The organism is Novosphingobium meiothermophilum, assembly GCF_003171715.1.
GTDB lineage: Bacteria > Pseudomonadota > Alphaproteobacteria > Sphingomonadales > Sphingomonadaceae > Novosphingobium > Novosphingobium meiothermophilum.
In genome coordinates, this window is sequence record NZ_QGHL01000004.1 from 488,755 (window position 1) to 510,596 (window position 21,842).

The 21,842-nt window shown below is 64.8% G+C and carries 10 protein-coding genes; 1 reads left to right on the forward strand and 9 read right to left on the reverse strand.

Features of this window, described 5'->3' with window-relative positions:
• Positions 1 to 16: 16 nt before the first annotated feature.
• Genes tssM through tssK form a run of 3 tightly spaced genes read right to left on the reverse strand, consistent with a single transcriptional unit; the run spans position 17 to position 6,368 of the window.
• Positions 17 to 3,481 carry a type VI secretion system membrane subunit TssM gene (tssM, locus tag DKM43_RS02760; RefSeq protein WP_109796917.1) on the reverse strand — a complete coding sequence of 1,155 codons (3,465 nt, stop codon included), beginning with the start codon at positions 3,479 to 3,481 and terminating at the stop codon, positions 17 to 19.
• 18 nt (positions 3,482 to 3,499) lie between these two features.
• A complete protein-coding gene (icmH, locus tag DKM43_RS02765) occupies positions 3,500 to 5,002 on the reverse strand; it encodes a type IVB secretion system protein IcmH/DotU (RefSeq protein ID WP_109796918.1) in 1,503 nt (500 codons plus the stop codon).
• A gap of 25 nt (positions 5,003 to 5,027) precedes the next feature.
• Entirely contained in the window at positions 5,028 to 6,368 is a 1,341-nt protein-coding gene (gene tssK / locus DKM43_RS02770; RefSeq protein ID WP_109796919.1) for a type VI secretion system baseplate subunit TssK, read from the reverse strand.
• A gap of 326 nt (positions 6,369 to 6,694) precedes the next feature.
• Here tssK and DKM43_RS02775 point away from each other — a divergent pair, with 326 nt between their 5' ends.
• Positions 6,695 to 7,918 (forward strand): M23 family metallopeptidase, encoded by a 1,224-nt coding sequence (locus DKM43_RS02775; protein ID WP_161554021.1) that lies wholly within the window; start codon positions 6,695 to 6,697, stop codon positions 7,916 to 7,918.
• Here DKM43_RS02775 and DKM43_RS02780 read toward each other — a convergent pair.
• The 6 genes from DKM43_RS02780 to DKM43_RS02805 form a co-directional block, all read right to left on the reverse strand.
• On the reverse strand, positions 7,915 to 8,781 hold the full coding sequence (locus tag DKM43_RS02780) for a CPBP family intramembrane glutamic endopeptidase (RefSeq protein WP_161554022.1): 867 nt from the start codon (positions 8,779 to 8,781) through the stop codon (positions 7,915 to 7,917). The genes DKM43_RS02775 and DKM43_RS02780 overlap by 4 nt on opposite strands.
• Positions 8,759 to 9,241 (reverse strand): DUF4123 domain-containing protein, encoded by a 483-nt coding sequence (locus tag DKM43_RS02785; protein WP_109796922.1) that lies wholly within the window; start codon positions 9,239 to 9,241, stop codon positions 8,759 to 8,761. The genes DKM43_RS02780 and DKM43_RS02785 overlap by 23 nt, the downstream gene beginning before the upstream one ends.
• A 13-nt stretch (positions 9,242 to 9,254) precedes the next feature.
• The gene (locus DKM43_RS02790) at positions 9,255 to 9,701 is read right to left on the reverse strand and encodes a PAAR domain-containing protein (RefSeq protein WP_109796923.1); all 447 of its coding nucleotides are present in this window, start codon (positions 9,699 to 9,701) and stop codon (positions 9,255 to 9,257) included.
• A gap of 108 nt (positions 9,702 to 9,809) precedes the next feature.
• On the reverse strand, positions 9,810 to 12,968 hold the full coding sequence (locus DKM43_RS02795; RefSeq protein WP_161554023.1) for a CHAT domain-containing protein: 3,159 nt from the start codon (positions 12,966 to 12,968) through the stop codon (positions 9,810 to 9,812).
• Positions 12,968 to 20,149 carry a filamentous hemagglutinin N-terminal domain-containing protein gene (locus tag DKM43_RS02800; protein WP_109796925.1) on the reverse strand — a complete coding sequence of 2,394 codons (7,182 nt, stop codon included), beginning with the start codon at positions 20,147 to 20,149 and terminating at the stop codon, positions 12,968 to 12,970. Before DKM43_RS02800 ends, DKM43_RS02795 begins: the two co-directional genes overlap by 1 nt.
• A 19-nt stretch (positions 20,150 to 20,168) precedes the next feature.
• Entirely contained in the window at positions 20,169 to 21,791 is a 1,623-nt protein-coding gene (locus DKM43_RS02805) for a ShlB/FhaC/HecB family hemolysin secretion/activation protein (RefSeq protein WP_145960462.1), read from the reverse strand.
• Between the last annotated feature and the right edge of the window lie 51 nt (positions 21,792 to 21,842).

Here is a 21,842-nt window from a genome sequence, read left to right on the forward strand (position 1 = left end):
TTTGCCACGCTCAGGTTCAAAGCGCGGTCGGGCATCGGAAGCTCCAGATGCCGCCCCGGCCGAAGGGATTGCGATCGTTGGGCAGACTGATCTTGAAGACGGCGGTCTGCGCGCCCGACCCGAAAGTGGCAAGCACCGCAAGCGGCCCGGCATTTTCCTTGCGGGCGGCGTCGAACAGGCGGAACAAGGCCCAAGGGCCTTCGGTTTCAACCCCGCCCACTTTCGCGCCATCGGCCATGAGCGCAACCGAGGCCACCGGCAGATTGCCCTGCGCCGACCAGGCAAGCGGCCGCGCCATGCCAAGCGAGCCGCGCTCGAAGGTATAGCGCGTATTGCCAACCACCATGTCAACCGTATCGACCCCGGCTCCGAACGACTTGGCTTCGATCTTCACGTTGAGGCCACCGGCAAGGATATCGCGCAGTTGTCGCGCCTTGACGAACTCTTCGGGCGTTGCCGGATTGAGTGCGGCGGTCTGCGGATTCTGCGCATTCCAGCGCCATACCGGCCCGGTCAGATCAAGCAGCGGCACGATGCGGCCCTGAATGAAACTGTCCAAAGTGCCGCCAAGGCCGAAGACACGCTGGACATCAGCCAGCGATGCGTCGGCCATGGCGGTGCCGACAAAAGGGTAGCGGTCCTGCGTGGCGAGCTGGCAATCGGGAAAGACCGATTGGGCATAGGCTTCGCTCAGCGCGCCCTGTGCCGCAGCGGTGCTGGCCGAAGAACCACCGCTGGCAGCAGCCGCCACGAAGTTCTGCAACTGGGGCGGTGCGGCCCCGGCACTTGTGGCAACGGCGGCCTGTGCCATCGCCATCTGGCTCTGCACCGCATCTGCCCCCATGCCTCCTCCAGCAAGCTTTGCCGAAGTGATGGCCTCGCCCGCCTTCTTGATCGCCGCCACGAAGTCATCGATTGGCGCAGGCGCCTTGCCATCGCCCACATAGTCGTGGACCGGCTTGAAATGCGAGGAGATTGCCGTTGCGGCATCGACCTGCGGCCCTGCTGCCGTGGCGGCGGCAGCTTGTGCCAGCTTGCCGAAGCGCGAGGATTCGAGCCGCGCGCTGGCCATGTCGCCCACCGCCTTGGCACCGCCTGCGAAGCTGGTGTTCTTGCGCAGTTCGAGCAGGAGAACCTTGAGCGGCGAGGGACTCTTGGCAAAGGTGCCAAGCACAGCCAGATCGCCGAACAGGTTGCCCGGAACCGGCAAGGTGGCCACCCGTTCCCACGCATCCACATAGTCGCGGGCATAGAGCGCGGCGACGCCGGGGCGGATCTGTTCGATTTGGGCCTGCACACCCGCTGTCTGCGCCCCCTCGCCCAAAACCCAGAGGTCTTTCTGAAGATCGCCCGCAACCGTAACGAGGCCGGGCAGATAGGCCTTCTCGTAGCCCTCGCGGGTGTAGAAGTAGGGCACTTCAAGTTGCATGACTTCCGCACCGTTGGCGAAAGCCTGGGCATCTCCGGCGGAAATGGCGGCGCTGGCGCGCCAGGGCTGTTCCGCCCCGGCCAGCGCCTTTTGGCGCAGCACCGCATAGGCGCGGTCTGCCAGACTGAGAGTCTGGAGCGCGGCCCGCGCCGAGGCGATGATGGCGCCATCCAGCGGCGCCTTGCGCCCCGCCCATTCGGAGGAAAGGCCCTGATCTTCAAGCAGGACCGCCAGATGATCGGACATTTCCTTGCGCACGGGCGCGCGGTCGGCACCGGGGAACTGCTCGTTTGCCCAGTCCGCCTCGATCCACGATTTCACGGTTCCGGGATCTAGCGGCCCCTGCCCGCCCAGCATGAGATAGACCTTGAGCGGCTGATAGATTGCCATAGGATCGGCGGAATTGGCCGCCATGAACTGCTCAAGCCGCAACAGCAGGCGAGGCAGCAGGATGCGGCGCAGGCCCGACCGATAGGCTTCGACAGCGGCATCGGCATGGCTCGACTGGTAGAGGCCGAGACGCATGAACATTCCCGGCTCTCCGCCAGCCTGCTCGGCATAGCCCTGCGGCAGATTGCGCAGCGCCCTGAGCGAGGCCAGCGCCTGCTCAAGATCCGGATCCGTATCGCGCACTTCGACCAGATCGACACCGGTCTGCTGGATCAGCGTGGCCGCCTGAGCCGACGACTGGCCAAGCGCAGACTGGAACGAACGGTTCTGCCAGAAACTGACAGCCCATAGCGCCACGATGGCAGTGGCGGCGGCGGCAACGCCAATGATCCCTGCCGTTGTGCGGGCCTGCTGGCGCCGCCGGGCAGCAGGATCGGCCTCGACCAGCCCCGCCTCGCCGAACACGACTTCGGTGAGCACGCGGTTCAGGAAATAGGTGCGGCCCGATCCTTCGGCCGGACGCGTGGCGCTCTGATAGCTTTCGGCAACCCCTGCCAGAATGCGGTCAAGCGGTGCGCCCTGCTGCACGCCGCTGGTGAAATAGAAGCCGCGAAGCGTGCCGATCGGCTGATCGCCGGAAAGGAAGGCGCCATCGGCGAAACGGGCGAGACGGTTGCGCAACGCGCCAAGCTGGGCGGGAAAGCCGAGAATCAGACTGCGCCGGGTCTGATCCACCTCTTCGAACAGGCGCTTGGCCTGCCGGGCCTGCTGGGCAGCGACCACTGCATCGAAGGCGGCTACCAGATCGTCGTTGCCGGGTCGCTTGAGTTCGACCGGAAAGGTTGCGCCCAGCACCGCGCGCCGTCCCTCGACATCCAGATCGTCGTAAAACTCGGCAAAACCGGCGATGAGGTCTGCCTTGGTGAGCAGCAGATAGACGGGGACCGCAACTTCAAGCGTGGCGCGCACTTCCGCAAGCCGGCGGCGCACCAGTGCGGCATGGCGATCAAGCCCTGCCCTGTCTGCCTGAAGCAGCTCGTCAACGCCGATCGCCACGATAACGCCGTTCACCGGCGAGAGCGGACGGTGCTTCTTCATCAAGGCAAGGAAACTGGTCCAGCCCTTTGCATCCGCGGCGCTATCGGAATCCTGCGTGGTGTAGCGGCCCGCAGTATCGACCATGACCGCTTCATCTGCGAACCAGAAATCAAGGTTGCGCGTGCCGCCAACGCCTTTGAACGACTGGTCCGAGAGTGGAAAGCGCAGCCCCGAATTGAGCAACGCCGTGGTCTTGCCTGCACCCGGAGGCCCGATAATGACATACCAGGGACGGTTATAGAGATAGTCCCGCCGCTTGCCCGATCCTGCCCGCAAAGCGGCCAGCCCTTCGGCCATGCGCGCGGCGACCGCCTGACCTTCGGCATCGCCGGGTGCAGGCGCGGAAAGCTCGGCGGCAATGGCCGCAGCGGCCTTGCGGCTCTTGCGCACACGCAGCCAGCCGATCAGGCCCCATGGCAAGACCACCAGCATGAACAGCAAGAGCCGCACCCACCATGGCGCCAGCATCCGCACGAAGATGGGCAGGCCAAGACACAGCACGAGAACGAGGAACAGGACCGCAAGCCCTGTCAGAACCCACCAGTTGCCGAAGTATTTCTTCACGGGTCTCGCCTCGCTCGTTCAGGGCTGACGCGGGATGACGATTTCGACGCGGCGGTTGAGCGCCTTGCCGTCGGGCGTCGCATTGTCGGCCACGGGGCGGCTGTCACCATAGCCTTGCACCGCGATGCGTCCCGGATTGGACAGGACCGAACCGAGGATGCCCGCCACCGTCTGCGCTCGCGCCTGCGACAGCGCGGTATTGTCGGGGAAGGCCAGCCCGCTGATCTGGTCGCTGTCGGAATGGCCTTCGACCGTGACCTGCCCCGGTTCAGCCTCAACCGCCCGGCCGATGCGTGCAAACAGTTCCGCCCTGCCCGGTTCAAGCTGGTCGGAGCCGGACCGAAACAACTGGCCCACGGTCGTGCGCACGCGAACGGTGCTGCCGTCTTCCTCAACCACCACCAGATTCTGTCGGATTTCCGGTTCGAGAAATTGGCGCAGCCGCATGAGCTGGCCGCTTTCCAGCGGCGGCGGAGGCGCAGCGCCAACCCGCGAAAGTCGCAGATTCTCTCTTGGCATGAGCGCCTTGGCAGCATTCAGCGAATCCGTGCCTGCCGTCATCAGCAGAAGCCGCAGGACGATGTATATGCCCAGCAGCAGAGCAACGGCGGCGGCGGCAGCCAGTGCAACCCTGCTCCACGGACTGATCTTGCGCAGCGGAGCATCGGCGCCACGCCACATCGGGGCGATCTCGGTCTGCGAGAGCGAGCGTGGATGTTCCAGCGCGCCGTAGAGATTGGTGAGGATCTGCTGCAGACGCGCGCGGCCGTCGGGCATGACCCGGAATCGCCCTTCGAACCCGGCGGCAAGACAATCGGCATAAAGCTCGATCAGTTCTGCGTTCTGGCCCGGCCGCGCCAGCAGATCATCGACCAGTTGCCAGAAACGATCACCGCCAATGTTCTCGCGGAAGAAGCTTACCACGAGACTGCGCCGCGCCCATTCCGCACCATCACCGCCAATGCCGGGAAGGTTCTGGGCGATATCATCGATCGTGGCGCAGATTGCATAGCGCGCGCGCATCCGCGTCTCTTCGGGATAGAGCGGCGCGATGGCGCGATCATAAGCTGCCACCGCTTCCATTGCCTCGCGGTGCAGATCGGGCAGGGCGATACGCGCCCGGCCCGAACGGACCGATGCCGCCAGCGCCAGCACAGTGCCTGCCTCGATCACCAGCGGGCTGCGCGTATCACGCGGGCGCGAGGGCACCGGAATATCATCATCGTTGAGACGGCGGTTGACACCCGTGACCGGGGTCGGCGCGGCAAACGAGGGCGGCGGCTCGCCAAAACCGGCGGGCGGCGCACCATAGCCCTGCGGCGGGGCTGATGGCTGGGCAGGCGGTGTCTGCGGAATTGGCGGCGGCGCCCCCCACGAAACACCCCCTGAAGGCGGCTGAGCGACAGGAGGCTGACCAGACGCCGGCTGGCCGCTGCCAGCCGATCCGCCCCGCATTCCTGCCAGGGGCGAGGGTCGGAATACCGTCCGGTTGCCGTTGTCGGAAGAACCGTCCCCGCTCATGCCGCAGCCTCCTTCGAATCGAAGATCATCGTGCCGCCCGCTTCACACACCATAGCTCCATGCGCAGCTGCGGCCAGTCACCGGCGACATGCAGGCCAAGCGCGGTGGCCGTGGCGAAATCGCTCCAGTCAGGCACGCCGCGATCAAGTTCGAAATAGACGAAGCCCGGCAGAACCCGAAGCTGTGAAGGCGGCGTGGGCGTGTGCCGCAAGGGCACCCCCGGCAAGGCGGAATCTACGATCTGGCGCATCTTCTCGACAGCGCCGATCTTGGCAACGGCCGGAAACATCTGGCGAACTTCGTCCAGCGAAGCCGCTGCACGCACCGCCAGATAGAAATAACCATGCTGGTAAAGGTTGCGGTCGGTGATCGTCGAAGTCCATGCACCCGGTCCCATGGCTTCCAGCGGCAGTTGCACCGCCGAACGATCGAACACCGCCGACAGCATGGATTGCAGGAGATCGAACAGAGGTTCGAAGGCAAGGCGCAGGTTCTCGTGATCGTAAGGCGGCAGCGTTGGCGCCTTGCGCTCCGGCCGGATCAGCGTGGCGATCTCGCCCGCAAGGCTTGCAAGTTCCTGATAGAGCCGTTCGGGGTGCACCATTGGCAGCGAATCGAGGTGACGGAGCACCGGAATCCAGCGGTTGAGCGCTTGCAGCAGCAGGAAACTGGCGAAGGTTTCCGCGCCGCCATCGGTTGCTTCAACCGCACGCAGCGCAAGTTCGTCGGCGCGCTGCTCGCACCGGCCGAGAATATCCACCAGCCCATGCCGCAAGGGCCGCGAGGCACGGACATCCAGCAGCGGGGGAATGTAACGGTCATCGAACATGACCTTGCGCCCCTGCATCTCGCGGATCTGGACCAGCCCGCACAGGATGCGCCCGTAGGTCTGATCGCGCGTTACCCCCAGCCGCAGGTTGGGCCGCGCCACCTCGATCGGCTCCTGGCTGCGGTCCTGCGAAAAGGCATCGGCAATCTCGTGCTCTTCCACGAGAAAGCGGATATCAGGGCCGGCGGTCCCCGCCTCGTCGAACTCCTGCGCACCCGTCTGGGCGGCGGGCAGGGTAAGATAGATAACGGCGTCGCGGGTATCGAGCGGCAGGTCGAGCGGTGGAGGCGGGGCCATGTCGTCGGGAATGGAAAAGGCCGTGCCATCAGGCATGACGCCCCTGGCCTTGATGAGAGTCAGCTTGCCGATTGCGGCAAGATCCTCGTCAATCTCGACCTCTGTCAGCCCCCATGGATGAGGACGCAGCGAATCCGACCGCATGCGCAATTGCCAGCGCATGGCGCGATCGGCCTGTTGAAAGTGCTGGGGCCGAAGAAACTGCCCTTCGCGCCATGCGACACGACTTCCGAACGACATCCGCACCCCCGATAATCAGCACGATACTGTTAAGCACAGCTTCACCCTTTGCAAAAGCGTGGTTATAGCCATGCGTGAATATTTCACGGCAATTGCCCCGGTTCGAGACGAGATTTGCCATGAACGACGACAGTTTCGATCCGAAGCAATGGGTTGCGGGCCGAACTTCGCCAAAAGACCCCGTCTCTGCTCCGGACGCAGGCAATCGGTCCGCAAGCGGCACGGCGTTCTGGAAAGAGGCGCTGGCGTCGCCGCTTCCGGCAGACACCGGCGCGAGCGGACCAGCAAATGCGGCCCCTTCTGCTGCGCGGCCAAAGCCCCGCGACATGCGTTTCGCAATCGCGCTTGCCGGTTCGGCAGCGATCCTTGCAGGCACGGCGCTGGCGGCATGGCTCACCCGCGTTCCCACGCCTGAAACCACGGTTCCCACCGCAGCCGAGACCGGCACCGGAATGCAGGAACGCGCACTCAACCTGACCAGCCCTGAGCAGCTCGCCACGGCCCTGGTCGAGGCGGGCGTGAGACTTGACGATGCCACAGCCGCTGCCATCGCGGCAGCGCCCTACCTTGGCGGCGGAGGAGAGATCCATGCCATCCTCGTCATCGCGCCCGGCGAAGGAGCCACTGGCGGACTGCTCCGGCAATTGCGCGCCTCGCGCGTGGATGGATCGGGCGTCATGCTGGGCCGCAGCGATGACGGCAGCTTTACCGTCACGCCACTGGCCGCCGATGTCACTCATCGCATTCAGGTTCTGCGCGGAGAGATCGACAGCGAGAGCTTCTACACTTCTGCCGTTACTGCGGGCCTTGTCGACACCCTGATCCCTGAGTTCATCAACGCCTTCTCGTATGACTTCAACCTCGCCTCGGAAGTGGCACCCGGCGATGTCTTTGAGGTGGCCTACGATCAGGAGGTCAACGGGCGCGACGAGCCTGTCGGCCCGCCGCGGCTGCTCTTTGCGCAGCTGACCACGCCGAAGAAAAGCCTCGCGCTCTACCGTTTCCATCCCCCCGGCGAGGATGCCGGCTGGTTTGACGGCAACGGAGCGACCACCAAGCGCGGCCTGATGCGCACTCCTGTTGATGGCGCCCGGATCACCTCCAAGTTCGGGATGCGCTTCCATCCCGTGCTGCACTACAACAAACTGCATGGCGGGACCGATTTTGCCGCCCCCATCGGAACGCCCATCTTTGCCGCTGCCGATGGCACAATCGCATTTGCCGCGATGAAGGGCGCCAACGGCAACCTCACCATCCTGCGCCACGACAACGGCTGGGAGACCTATTACCTGCACCAGAACGTCTTTGCGCCGGGCATTGCTGCAGGCGTTCGCGTCATGCAGGGGCAGCGCATCGGTGACGTCGGCACAACCGGACGCTCGACCGGGCCGCACCTGCATTACGAAGTCCACATCGACGGCGAACGCGTCGATCCCTTGAGCATCCCGACCGACGAAGCGAGCCGCAAGCGGCTGGATGGAGCGGCCCTGCAAGCCTTCCTGAAGGAACGCGACCGCATCGACACCGCGCGAAGCCAGCGCGCGCTCTAGACCGCAAGGCCGGGCTGGGCAGGCTTGCCGCCCCGGGGCCGAACCGTTGCAAGAAACGGCAGGACCAGCGCCGCCATCACCATCAAGGTGCCGACGCTAGCGTTCAGTCCCTCATCGCTGCCTCCCCAGATCGGTGGCCCCGCAATGTCGAAATCGAGGACCGAGCCGAACAGGTCCGTTCCCGGATTGGGAACCAGCCCGAAAACCGACCCTTCGGTGATATTCCAGGCCGCGTGCGCGCCAACGGATGCCGCAATACCGCCTGTGCGCTGCGTCAACAGCCCGAACAGAACGCCCGCCAGCATGATGAACACCAGCGTCACCGGCGCCCGCGCACCGCCGATGAGGTGGAACAGCGCAAACAGCAGCGCACTTCCCAGAACGCCTGCTATGGCGCCCCGTTGTTCAGCGAGGATCGGCTGAAGCCAGCCGCGAAACAGCACTTCCTCCATCGAGGCCTGAACCAGTGTGAGCATCATCCCCAGCACGACAAGCAGCCCGAAGCCGGTCATGCCGCTGCCTTCCACCACGCCGCCGTTGAGCCAGGACATCAGCAGCGATGCCGCAACGCCGCCGCCTCCGATCAGGATGCCTGCCGCCATCCAGACGCCCGGCGATTGCCCTGCACGCAACACCTGGCTGCGACAGAGCCAGCCGCCGATCAGGGCAATCGGCAGCAGAGGCACATAGATCATGAGCATGAACATGGCATAGCGCCAGAGATTGCTGCCATCGCCCATCAGCGCAGGCGCAAGCGCGATGACAAGGGCTATCCATCCTGACGCGACGAGCAGGCCACCGACAATGGCCGACCATTGCCGCCAGAGCGGCACCTTTTCGTCACCCGACGAGATTTGCGCCATCGAACAATCTCCCCTCGACCAGCCGGTAATGATGCACGGCCGAGCCACCGTTGGCCTCCACCGAGAACTGCTGCACCCCGGAAAACCAGGGCACGCGCTCCTCAGGTGTCGCCGCGCGGATGAAGGTATTGAAAACGCGCGGATCGTAGAAGCGGAACAGGGCAAGCATGCCATCGGGCAAGCGGGCTTGCAGAAATCGCCGGAAGTGGCGTTGAAGCCGTTCGATCGACATGTCCGAGAGCACCATAAGCCCCCAGCTTGCGCCATGTCCGTGCTGTTGCCACACCCCCAGCAGAGGTTCGGCTGCGTCTATTCGCACGAGCCATGGCGAGGCGGCCAGCAAGCGCGGATCAAGATCGCGCCCCTTGAACAGACACAGATGCTCGCGGCAGGACCGCACCAGATCTACAAGTCTGGGATCCTGTGCGCAATCGATGATGGCATACCAGACCGGGTCCATGCCGTAGCCCGGATCAGCTCTTGCTGCACTGTTCGCAGAAGGGCTTGCCCTCCTTCGCCGATGCGATCATGGCCTTCGCCATATCGGCAAACGACGTGCCCTCACCCTCAGCGCCGATCGGCAGATTGACCAGCGACTTGCCAATAGCCGAAAGACTGGCCGTCCCCGCATCGCCGATCAGCACGTTTGGCTGCCCCATGACAATGACGCCGCCATGCGCGGTGATGTCGCCCATGCGCGCGGCGGGCATTCCCTTGACCAAGACGGTGAAAGAGCCAAGCGCGATAACATCGGGCGGTCCGTTGCACACGGCCTTGTCGCCAATTCTGGCCTGAGGCAGCATCCCGGTAAGCACGTTGAAGGCGCACGGGGGCATGATCGGCCCGCCGACATGGGGCACCGTGCCCGAAACCATCGGGCAGACATGGGGATCGGATATGCGTGCCGCCGGCCTGCTCATCCTGTACCTTCTACCCCGGCCGATCCTGCGCGGGAATGCGCCAGATCACACATGCGCGCCGCGTGAAACCCCGGACGAGGTGCAAGCCCCGCCCAGGGCCCCGGTTCTTCAGCGCGTTGCCGCAGGACTTGCCCCGGCATTGTTTGCCGGTTCCGCGCTGACTGCCACGGACTGCGCCGCCACGGCCGGGACAACGCTTGCCTGTGCCGCCATCTTCGCCGCGCCTGTCAGCAAAGACTTCTGCGCATCGCCGACCAGCACGAAGGCCCCCCAATAGAGCGGGTGCGAACTGTTGCGCTTGCTCATCAGGGCTACCTGCGCCTTTTGCAGTGCCGCGCCAATGGTGTCGTTGCGGGCATTGCCGTAGAAGCTGGTGATCAGCTCAACGCTTTCGCCCGCATCGGAGATCGGCCAGTAGGTGGACAGCACCGCCTGCGCCCGCGCGGCAAGGAAGGCGCGCACCAGCCCGTCGAGCGAGGCACCCACCTGCTCCTGCCCGGCGGCACGGCCAGCCCGGCTGCTGACGCCGGCGGCGGTATCGCAGGCCGACAGCACGACCAGATTGGCATCGAGGCGAAGCTGGGCCACTTCGTCAAATGACAGGATGCCGTCCGAATTGGCCTCGCCCAGACTGGTGACGAGCGCGGGCGGTGCCTTGGAGCATGCCCACTGACCCTCGGTGAGGCCGTGAGTGGCAAAGTGCAGCACCTGGAACTGGTCAAGATCGGTGCGGCTGCGCACGGCGGTGTCGGTAAAGGCTGCACCGATGACTTCAGGCGCGCCCGACACGCCCAGTGCCGCGCTTGCCTGCTGCAACTCAACCGCATCGATCGGCTGGACCATGCGGCTGAGTTCCGCCACCTTCTGAAGCTCGACTTCGCAGTTGGTGCCGATGCTCACCATCATCCCGCCAAGGTTTGCCTCCATCGGCACGGGCTGATGCTGGGCAAATCCGATGAACGGATAGGGCGCCTTCGAAGGAGCCAGATTGCGCGAGACGATCAGCGAACGTGGCGACAACGCCGTCGAAAGCGAGAGCTTGCGAGCGAGGAAGCTGACATTCGTGTAGTCATACTGGTCCTTGCGGCGCGACTTGGCGAACGCTGCCGTCGATGCATCATCCATAACCAGCACGCCTGCGGGCAGCGCATCGAGGACGCCTGAGGCATCGATGACAAGCGAGGAGTAGCCAGCAATGCGCTTCGCAGCAGGGCCAACCAGCAGCTTGTAAAGCGCGCTGGAACCCGCGACCGAGAAGACCGGCACCTTGGCGCCGCCGCCAGTGATCGTTTCGCGAACGGCACTCACCAGCGGATCGACTTCCACGGCGGGACGCGCCACACGATAGATCTGCGTGCCGGAAGCATCAATCACCGCACCGAAGACATATCCGCCCACCTTGCTGAGCTTGAGATAGCCCTCGCCCGGCTTCAGCACGGCACGGATTTCCTCGACCGTGGCAGGCGTATCAACCACCTGCCGGAACGAGCCATTGGCGCTGAGTTCGTTCTGGAGCGCCAGCGAGCGGTTCTCCAGTTCGGCACGGCGCGCAGTCAGATCCGCAATCTTCGCTGCATCCCCACCCGATGCGATCTCGAAGCGCAGCCGGTTGATCTCGCGCTCGACCTCCTGTCGGTCCTGCACTTTCGCCGCAAGCACGGGATCAGCCGACACAAGCGATTGCAGTTCCACGAACTGGCGCGCGATCGCCGGAGTGGCGGCCGCCTGCATTGCGCGGAAAAAGCGCTCCGGCGACTTGCCGTCGGGCCGCCGCGCAGCATCAACCACCAGCGCATCGAGATAACTGCGCGTCTGGGCCGGCAATCCGCCCACATCCGCCTCCGCGGAGATGAGGCTCGTCACCGCTTCGTCGAATTGCGCGAGGACTTCCTCGCTCGATGCGCCGCCACCCGAAAGGACGGCCGCGCGCTCGAGCTGAACCTGTGCAAGCGCCGGACCATTGTCCCCGGCATCCTCGGCCAGACGCAGATAGCCAATGGCCTTGTCGAGCGAAGCAAGAGCGGCGGTGCGGTCACCGGCGCGCAACTGGAGGCGCGCACGCTGGCGCTCGATCCGGGCCGCAAGCCACAGCAGTTGCTGCTGCGGGATTGGCTGCTCGCGCAGGGCACCATAGCTTGCATCCGCGAGACGAAGCGCCGCGGCGGCCTCTTCAGGACGGTTCTGGCCAAGCAGGGCAACGCTCCGCGCCCAGCCTGCCTGGGCATCGATCACCAGCGAGGTCCTGGTGCGATTGTCCCATGCCGAAGCCAAGGACGATCCGGAGCTGGCGTTCTTTGCCGCTTCGTTCAGCTTCTGCACCGAACGGGCATCCAGCAGCGGCTGATCGGCTGATACCGCAGCGCCCGATCCCGCTTCCAGTGCGGTGGCGGCAATGCCAAACTCGCGCTTGTTGATGAGGTGCAGTGCAGCATAGTTGCGGCTCTTCGCCTGAAGAACATCTGCCCCCGGAATACCGGCGTTCTGTGCGAGAAGCGCATTTGCACGGGCGAAATAATCGTCGGACGAATCGAAGAAGCGCAGGTTGGAGTCGGCGAGGCCCGCCAGGAGCAGCAGGTCGATCCGCGTGGCAGGCGCGGTGTCTTGCGGCAGACGCGCCAACGCATCGCTGACAATGCGCGCTGCATCAAGGTGCAGGCCCTGACGCACCAGCCGCAATCCCTGCTGCAAGGCATCCTCGGCGTTGGCCACGGCCCCGGCGGTGCTGCCCTTCACCGCTGGCGAAGGAGCAAGAACGCCGATTTCCACCGCGGCAGTGGTTGTTCTGGTGCGGTCCTGATTGGGCGCGGCCACGCCGGACAGGAAGCGCAGCGCCTCTTCCGCAGGCCCCTGCGCCAACGGGATGGCGCTGGAGGTATAGACCCTGCCATTGCGGCTGAAACGGGTTTCGATCGTCTCCTGACCAAGCTGCCGGTCAAAGCAGCGCCGCGCGTTGGCCGGCCCCACTCCGGGAATGGTCACGGCCATGCCCGGACCGCAATCAAGCAGGCCATCAACCTTGCCGATATCGCCAGCCCGGACCGTGCGAACGATCCCCAGATAGCGGTTGGCGCTGGCGCCGCGGCAGGTGAAGGTATAGCTGCCCTTGAAGGCATCCTCCTTCCACAGCGGCGTGGCGACGCAGGGGTTGCCCGCGCCATTGCGGCCAAGTTCGAGTTGATCCGGCAATTCGGGCGATTTGGCGGCCACGGGGCTTGCAGTGACTGCAAGCGCCAGCACGGACAGCGAGGCCAGGAACGCGCGCTTCATCACTTGCCATCCTTCTTCTGCACGTCGCAGCTTCCGTTGGGATCGCTGCATTCAATCGGAGTCATGGGAAGTTCGCCCAGACCGAACGAACCGACGTCGTCGAACAGGGCATCATTGTTTGTGCCGACCAGAGGATCGAACGGCACCACGAAGTCAGGCTTCACGGTGAAGATCGTGGTCCGGATGTTCTCCAGGCCGGTCAGCGACGGGGTCAGGTTCTGGACAGAGTTGCAGCTGCCACCGCCGATGATGCAGCCATTGATGCGCGATGCGCTGACGTTGGTGTATCGTCCGATCGGCGGATTGCCGAGCAGGGCGGTTGCCGCGTTGACGATGCCGTTGACCGAACCGAACAGCGCGAAGACCGGCTGCGCTGCTCCGCTGACGATATCGAGCGCCAGCGCATTGCCGCCGCCCAGCGTGACCCCGGTGGAGAGCAGGTTGATCGCTCCCTTCGAGCCATCGATGTTGTTCGTGTTCTGGAACATCGCGAAACCGGAGAACGTCACCTTCATCGAGCCAGTCTCGATCATGGCGGCCCCGCCGCCATTGGCGGAAGTGTAGAGCGGGCTGCCCGGATTGAGATTCAGCTTGATCGCCTCGGCAATCGAGCCGGTTCCGGCCCCGGTTCCGCTTGCCTGCGCATTGAGCGCCGTTCCAAACTCGTTGTTGCCTGCCGCGATGTTCGCCGCGGAGAGTTCAAGCACACCGCCTGGGCTGTAGATCGCGCCGCCCGCCTGCGAATTCAGGCGGATGATCGAGGTCTGGTCGGCCGCCGCGGCGCCGAAGCTGCCCAGCTTGAGCACGGTGTCGGCATCGAAGGTGATGCGTCCGGTGACGTCGATACGCTTGCCCCGTGCCAGCACCTGAACCGTGCTGGGAACGGTGAAGTTCACCTGACGGATCTCGACATCATGCGCAGCATCCGCACCGAGCGTCAGCGTGCCGGTCGCCTTGAGGCGGGCTGCCTCGTTGCGGTCGAGCACGAAGTTACCCGCAATGGATTCGGCCGTGCCGCCAATGATCGTGCTGCCCGATGGAGCCGTGTTGAACAGCTCGATCGTGGCGGCGCTCAGATCGTCGCCGATGGTCGCATCGCGCGCGGAGATGCGCACCGCATTTCCTGCCGAACCGCCATCGCCAAGCGTCACCTTGCCATTGGCCGTGATCGTCATGTTCGTGGCGGCCCGCACGGCGCGGTTGGCAGTGAAGGCTGCCTGCGCGGATGCAGTTCCGGCGGTTGCCGTGAACGCAGAAGCATTTGCGCCGGCGATCTCGGTATTGCCAACGGAGGTGAGATTGACCGCAGACTGACGGTTGGTTCCGCCGTTCAGCTGCGCGCCTCCCAGGGCAATCGCGCTTCCAGCCGAAAGCGCAAGTGTTTCGGTGCCGACTCCATCGCTGTTGGCCGTCATGGTGAGCAGCCCGGTTGCTCCCTGCCGGATCGAGCCGCCAGTGCTCGTGATTGCGATGGCGCCGCGCGCTGACTGGGTCTGACCGGCAAACTTGCCGAGCGTCACGTCGCCCGTAGTGGAAACCGTGTAGTTTCCGCCGGAAGAGACGATACCCAGCGCTGCGGTCGTTCCCGAAACGGTCGTATTGGTGCCCGATGTCGCCGACCCGATGTCGGTCGCACCTGCGCGCACGCTGATTGCGCCTGCCGTCGCGGTTACGCTGCCCGCAGTGAACGAGGCTGCGCTGCTGCCAGAAGGCCCTTCGACCGTCACGTTGCGGGCAGCCGTCAGCGAGAGCGCCGCAACCGCTCCCGGTGTCACCACGGTGATATCGTTGTTTGCGCCATTGGCTGTTACGGCCCTCAGAGCAACAGGCCCGCCAGCGGTTATCGCGGCATTGCCCAGAGCGACAATGTCGTTGTCCGCGGTGAAGGAAGTTCCGGCTGTCGCCGTGAACGCTGCGGATGTCGCACGCTCGATGCGGATGGAACTGCCTGCGGAAAGCGAGACAGCCGACTGCTGCGCCGTGCCGCCATTCAGCCTTGCGCCCGCCAGCGCGATTGCGCCGCCGGCGTTCAGTGTCATTGCCTCTGCGCCAGTGCCGTCGCTGTTGGCCGTCAGCGTGAGCAGTCCGGCATCGCCCTTGGTGATCGATCCGCCCGCATTGACGGTGATTGCCCCCGTGGCCAGCTGCGTGTTGCCCGCAGTCTTGCCCAGAGTCACGTTGCCCGTTGCGTTGATGCTCAGGCTGCCGCCCGGATTGCTGAGACCTGCCGCCACATTGCCGATGATCGCGCTGGCGCCCGATACGGTCACGTTATTGCCGGCATAGATATCGGTGATGTCCGAACTTGTGGCGCGGACCCTGACGCTGCCGCTGACTGCGAAGAGATTTCCTGCCACGACCGACGCGACATTGCCGCCAGCCGACCCGCCGATGGTCAGATTGCGTGCAGCCCCTGCGCTGAAGACATTCACCGCCCCCGGCGTGGTGATGGAAAGGTCATGTCCGCTTCCCGACGCGAAGATCTGGTTCAGCGTAACCGCGCCGCTGGCCGTGATCACGGCATCGCCCACAGCATCGATGCGGTTGTCCGAAGTGAACGATCCTCCGGAACTGACCGTGAGAGCCGCCGAAGTGATGCGATCGACAACGGCGTTGCCGCCAGACGTGACCGAGACCGCCGATGCCTGCGCGCCTGTCCCTCCAACCAGCCAGGCGCCGCCAAGCCCGATCGTTCCTCCCGCTGAAAGCGCGAGGGTTTCTGCACCTGCGCCATCACTGTTGGCCGTCAGCGTGAGGCTGGCCGCACCCTGACTGATGTTTCCTCCGGCAGAGATGTTCACCAGCCCTGCCGCTGCCTGCGAAAGCGCACCTGCACGGCCCAGCGCGATGTTGCCGGTGGCCGCAACGGAGTAATCGCCCGCAGATGCCACGCGGCCAATGTCGGCGCTCGCAGCCGTCACCGAAATGGCGTTGCCCGCGCCGGTGGTTTCGACCTGGGCAATGCTTGCAGCACCCGTTGCGGCAATCTGTGCCGCACCTGCCGCCTTGATGCTGCCGGTGCTGGTGAAGTTGCCTCCGGTAGTGGCGGTAAAGCCTGCGCCATCGGCTACGCTGAACAGCGTATCTGCACCCGAGTTGAGCGTGATGGCCGATTGACCTGCCGTGCCTCCCTTGAGCGTCGCTCCGTCAAGCGCGATAGCACCCGTCGTTGCGGTCAGGGCAAGCGGGCCGCTGCCAGCACCGTCACTGTTGGATCGGATCGTGAGGTTCGAGGCCCCCGCGCCGCGCAGGATCGAGCCTCCGGAACTGGTCATCGAGACTCCGCCCGAAGCCGAAATCAATGCGCCGGCCGCGGTGCCAAGCGTGATGTCGCCGCTGGCCGTGATTACCAGATTGCCGGATGCCGGAAGCGTTCCCGCCGTCGCCCGACCAAGCACCACCGTGGCACCATCGATCAGCGTATCGGCACCCGATGTGGCGTTGCCGATATTCACCAAGGCCGCCTTTATGTCGAGCATGCCGCCGGTTGCGGTGGCCTGTGCGGCACTGAAGGATGCCGCGCGCGCGTTTGTGAGGCCTGCCACGGCAAGGTCGGTTCCGGCGGTGACACTGCCGGTCACGCCGATGGCGCCGTTGGAACGCAGGTTCACCGATTGCCCGGCTGACGCGCTGCCCAGCGCCATCGATCCGGCAAAGGCGCTGATCGAACCGTCGCGCGCGGTCAGCGTCGTGGCCGTGAGGCTGGCCGCGGGATTGGCAAGGCTCGCAATGATCAGATTGTTCTGCGCATCGAGCGTCGTGGCACTGATCGGCCCGTTGCTGGTCAGCACGATATTCTGACCGGAGCCGCCGCCGGTGCGCACCGTCTGCACGTCGATGCCGCCAAGCCCGGTAATGGCAATCGTGTCGCCGCCGGTGGCCGTCGCCGTGTTGGCGAGGATCGACCCGCTCGCCGCAAAGGTCGTCGCCGCAGAACCGGCAAAGCTCGATCCCAGCGCCGATCCCAGCGCCACCCCTGCCGTGTCCGACCTGACCGATACCGCAGCCGTCCCGGTCCGGCCGCCGTTCAGCGCCGCATTGCCCAGCGCCACGGCATTGCCCGCGCGCAGCGTGAGGCTGTCGGCCGCACCAAGATCATCGTCATTCGAGCGCACCGTCAGCGCACTCGACCCTGCACCGCGCCCGATCGCACCCGCCGTGGCGGTAATCGTCACCCGGCCATTGGCCACGATGCTCTGCGCCCCGCTGGTGCCCAGCGAAATGTCGCCGCCTGTCGAGGTGACGGCAAGGTTGCCGCCAACCGTCGCCGAACCCAGCGATACTGCACCGGTCGCATCAAGCGTCGATGCCGTCGCCGAACGCAGCGAACCGATCGTCTGCGCATCCGCCCGGACAGTAGCCTGCCCCGTGGTGGCATTGACAGCGCCCGCCGCAAACGAAGCGGCGCGCGAGCCCGTGATGCCGCTGACCGTGATGTTGCCCGTCGACATCGCCGCCGTCCCGGCAATCAACCCGCCGCTGACCGCAATATCGCCATCCGAACGCAGGTTCACCGATTGCCCGGCCGACGCGCTGCCCAGCGCCATCGATCCGGCAAAGGCGCTGATCGAACCGTCGCGCGCGGTCAGCGTCGTGGCCGTGAGGCTGGCCGCGGGATTGGCAAGGCTCGCAATGGTCAGATTGTTCTGCGCATCGAGCGTCGTGGCACTGATCGGCCCGTTGCTGGTCAGCACGATATTCTGACCGGAGCCGCCGCCGGTGCGCACCGTCTGCACGTCGATGCCGCCAAGCCCGGTAATGGCAATCGTGTCGCCGCCGGTGGCCGTCGCCGTGTTGGCGAGGATCGACCCGCTCGCCGCAAAGGTCGTCGCCGCAGAACCGGCAAAGCTCGATCCCAGCGCCGATCCCAGCGCCACCCCTGCCGTGTCCGACCTGACCGATACCGCAGCCGTCCCGGTCCGGCCGCCGTTCAGCGCCGCATTGCCCAGCGCCACGGCATTGCCCGCGCGCAGCGTGAGGCTGTCGGCCGCACCAAGATCATCGTCATTCGAGCGCACCGTCAGCGCACTCGACCCTGCACCGCGCCCGATCGCACCCGCCGTGGCGGTAATCGTCACCCGGCCATTGGCCACGATGCTCTGCGCCCCGCTGGTGCCCAGCGAAATGTCGCCGCCTGTCGAGGTGACGGCAAGGTTGCCGCCAACCGTCGCCGAACCCAGCGATACTGCACCGGTCGCATCAAGCGTCGATGCCGTCGCCGAACGCAGCGAACCGATCGTCTGCGCATCCGCCCGGACAGTAGCCTGCCCCGTGGTGGCATTGACAGCGCCCGCCGCAAACGAAGCGGCGCGCGAGCCCGTGATGCCGCTGACCGTGATGTTGCCCGTCGACATCGCCGCCGTCCCGGCAATCAACCCGCCGCTGACCGCAATATCGCCATCCGAACGCAGGTTCACCGATTGCCCGGCCGACGCGCTGCCAACATCGATCTCGTCTGCGATGACCGTGAGGTTGCCGTTCTGCGCGGTGAGCGTGCCAGCATCGACAAGCCCCACCGGATTCAAGGAATTGCCGATGATAACATTACGGCTGGCGCTGATGCTGTTCGCTGCGAGCGTGCCTGCGGTATTGAGCGAGATGTCCTGATCGGTGCCGGTCGTCTGCGCCGTCCCCAGTTCGATCCCATCTGCCGCGCTGATCGAAAGTGCCGTGCCTGCCCCCACTGCCGAGTTGTTGGCACGGATCAGGCCGGTTGCCGCGAATGTCGTGGCAGCCGTGGCGCTGAAGCGGCTTGCGATGGCGGATCCGATGGCAATCTCGCCGCCGTTCGCAAAGATCGTGACGGAAGCGGAGCCGTTGCTGCCGCCCGCGAGGCTGGCATTTCCGAGATCGACGTTCTGCGCCGAAATGAACATGGTGCCATCGGCGAGAAGTGGATCATCATGCGACCGGATCGCCAGAGTGGTCGATCCTGCGCCGCGCACGATATCGGCGTTGGAGCGCAAGGTAATCTTGCCGTCGGCAATGATCGCCTGGGTGCCACTGGTGCCGAGAACCAGATCACCGGTTGCGCGAAGTTCGACATTGCCGCCGGAACGGATCGTGCCTGCCGTTACGGTGTCGGATGCTCCAGCACCTGACCGGACGAGAACGTTTCCGCTTGTTTCAATGCGTTCGACAAGCGCGCTCGCATTGGACTGGACAGTGACATCGGCATTATCCGCCAGCGATCGCAGGACGCCCCGGCTTACGATGTTGGCCCCCGTCGCCGGATCACCGAGGGTGACAGGCTGGGCGGCAGTGAGGAGCGTGATGCTTCCGCCGTCCTGCGTCACGGTCAGCCGGCTACCGGCTTCGACTTGCAGCAGATCCGCCAGTGCGCTGGTCCCGTTAGAGGCTGCCAGCACGATGCTACGCCCTTCGACGTTGCCCGAAGCCAGCACCTGCGCACCGTTCAGCCGGGTGCCCTTGGCAAAGGCGTAGCCAACGGGGCTGCCCGCGCGCGAGGTGATGCGCACATCGCTGGCCGCCACGACATAGACATCATCCTGAGCCGCAACGGTCTTGCCAACCGTGACCTGTTCGCCCAACAGCAGCACCGAACCCGACGAACGCAGCGCGCCTGCGCCTCCTTCGAGCTTCAGTTCCACCGCCGCAAGTGCACTGCCTGGATCAATCACCACGTCCCGGCTTGCAAGCGTAACCGTGCGATCGCCCGGTCCGAAGACCTGGGTTCCGGGAGGTGCGCCCTTGAAGTCCAGCGTCGATACCACAAGGCTTCCGCCATTGAAGGCGCCGCTTGCACCGAACAGCACCCCCGACGGGTTGATGAGCCACAACGAGATGTTGTCGGTTGCGGTGATGCTTCCGTTGATGAGCGACGGGAAAAAGGTTGTGGTGCCGCCCACATCCTTGCCGATCACGCGGTTGATGACCGTGACCGGCGTGGCAACCGCATTGCCAATTCCGTCCGTGGACGTGAAGCTGACCGTGTTGCCGGACGCGACGCTGAAGGTCTGCCAGTTGATCACGCGATCTGCCGCAAGCGCATCGATCGAAAGCGTATTGCCGCCAAGACTGATGCTGGCACCGCCCGCATTCGAAAGTTCAGGCATGGATTGCGCAAGCGCGGACTGCGCGAAGACCATGCAGGAAACGCAGGTAGCAAGGCCGGTGCCGAGACGGAGAGCGCGCCGCGTGCCGTTCAGAGCTGCATTCATCGGAAGTCTCCTGGAATATTCAGAGGCCGAACGGCACGAACTGGAAAGTCATCGAAACGAGGACCCGGTCTTCAGGCCGCCGTGAAAGCGCCCCCGTCAGCAGCGGCCGGTCCAGGGCATGGGTGTAGGTCACGTCGAGGCGCATTGTCTGCGCCAGAGAGAAGCGCGCCCCGCCGCCCAGCGATGCGATATAGCGGCGACGTTCGGTAGCGTTGGCGCCGATGTTCCACAGCCGGACGCCTTCATAGAAGCCGTAGAGCTGCCCGTTCACCTTCTCGTCGAGCTTGAAGTTGATCCGCGGTTCGACCACGAAGCCGATCGCACGATCACCGGTATTGGCACCCGGATCATAGCCGCGGCCAATAGTGAAGTTGCCGATGGCATAGGTATCATAGTTAAGGAGCGCGCGGTTGGCCCACTGGCCATTGACCTTGGCGGCCATTTCGAAGACCGGCCCGAACTTGTAGAAGCCATCGATGCTGGCGCGCACAACGGTCGCAAGCGAACTGCCATCGGGCCGGGAAATGCCATAAAGATCAACCACATCACCCTGATGCGAGGCGCCGAACACGTCGATGCCGCGCCGCAATTCGAGCGAAGCGCTGACCCCTCCGATCTGTTGGCCGGTTACGTCGAGTTCCGAACGCGATCCATCAAGGCGCAGGTAAAGCGCGGAGATACGGTCGCGTGTCAGCGGGCTGGAAACACCGTTGGGCTGGAAGAACTTGGAGCGTTGCAGGGAATATTCGAAACCACCGCTGATCTTCACCCGATCGGTAACGGTGCGCAGCAAGGGGTGGGAAAAGCCGATACCCGCCACAGCCGAAAGCGTGCGCTGATCAAGGCCAGGCAGATCAGGGCGCGCCTCGGCAATCGTGCCGCGCAGTTCAAGCGTAGTCCCGGCGCTGTTGAGCGTCATGGCATGGCGCAGCGAAGCAATGCGCTGTTCCTTGAAGTCGAACGTGCTCTGCCCCGTGATAGACGTGACATCGCCCTGTCCGAGCAACCCGTAGAACTCGGCATGAAGCAGCCCGGTTTCACGACCGAGGAACGAGGCATTGTAGTTCTGAAGGTTGGCGAGCAGGGAGAATGAACGATAGGCCACCGAAAGTTCGCCAACCAGATCGCCCGGACGGCCGCTTGCTGGGCTGAGCGACAGTTCCACCGTGAGTCCGGGAATATCGTTCGCCAACAGCAGGATACGCTCCGCCTCGGCTTCATTGAGGGGGTCGATTGCCTGCAACCGTTCGATCCGGCGCTGCAACAGCGCCTGATAAGGACCGACATCGCCGCGCACGCGCATTTCGACGATGCGACCCGACACCACTTCGAGCTTGAGCACACCGCTATCGATGCGCTGCTGCGGAATCTGCACACTGGCGACGTAGCGCGCTGCTCGCAGCCGCATTTGCACTTCATCGCGCAGATCGCAGACCTGACGGATCGGCTGCTCGCCCGAAGCCGGCGTTATGCCGCCAACAAGGCGGGCAATTTCCGGCGGCAGGGTCGCTCCGCCCGGACCGGTAATCTCCACCGCAGAGATCGCAGCGCGAATGTCGCTTTCAGCGATAGGACAGGGACCGGGCTCGAACCCGTCGGAGCGCACGCGGACACTTGCCTCCGGGGCCTGCGGCTTCGCCACGGGCAACTGCAACTGATCGCGGGTTTGCGTCGAACTTGGATCAAAAGAGGG

Bases quoted from the DNA above. Each gene is read 5' to 3' on its own strand.
- icmH (WP_109796918.1), bottom strand. From the start codon at position 5,002: ATGAGCGGGGACGGTTCTTCCGACAACGGCAACCGGACGGTATTCCGA.
- tssK (WP_109796919.1), bottom strand. From the start codon at position 6,368: ATGTCGTTCGGAAGTCGTGTCGCATGGCGCGAAGGGCAGTTTCTTCGG.
- DKM43_RS02775 (WP_161554021.1), top strand. From the start codon at position 6,695: ATGCGTTTCGCAATCGCGCTTGCCGGTTCGGCAGCGATCCTTGCAGGC.
- DKM43_RS02780 (WP_161554022.1), bottom strand. From the start codon at position 8,781: ATGGCGCAAATCTCGTCGGGTGACGAAAAGGTGCCGCTCTGGCGGCAA.
- DKM43_RS02785 (WP_109796922.1), bottom strand. From the start codon at position 9,241: ATGGACCCGGTCTGGTATGCCATCATCGATTGCGCACAGGATCCCAGA.
- DKM43_RS02790 (WP_109796923.1), bottom strand. From the start codon at position 9,701: ATGAGCAGGCCGGCGGCACGCATATCCGATCCCCATGTCTGCCCGATG.
- DKM43_RS02795 (WP_161554023.1), bottom strand. From the start codon at position 12,968: ATGAAGCGCGCGTTCCTGGCCTCGCTGTCCGTGCTGGCGCTTGCAGTC.
- DKM43_RS02800 (WP_109796925.1), bottom strand. From the start codon at position 20,149: ATGAATGCAGCTCTGAACGGCACGCGGCGCGCTCTCCGTCTCGGCACC.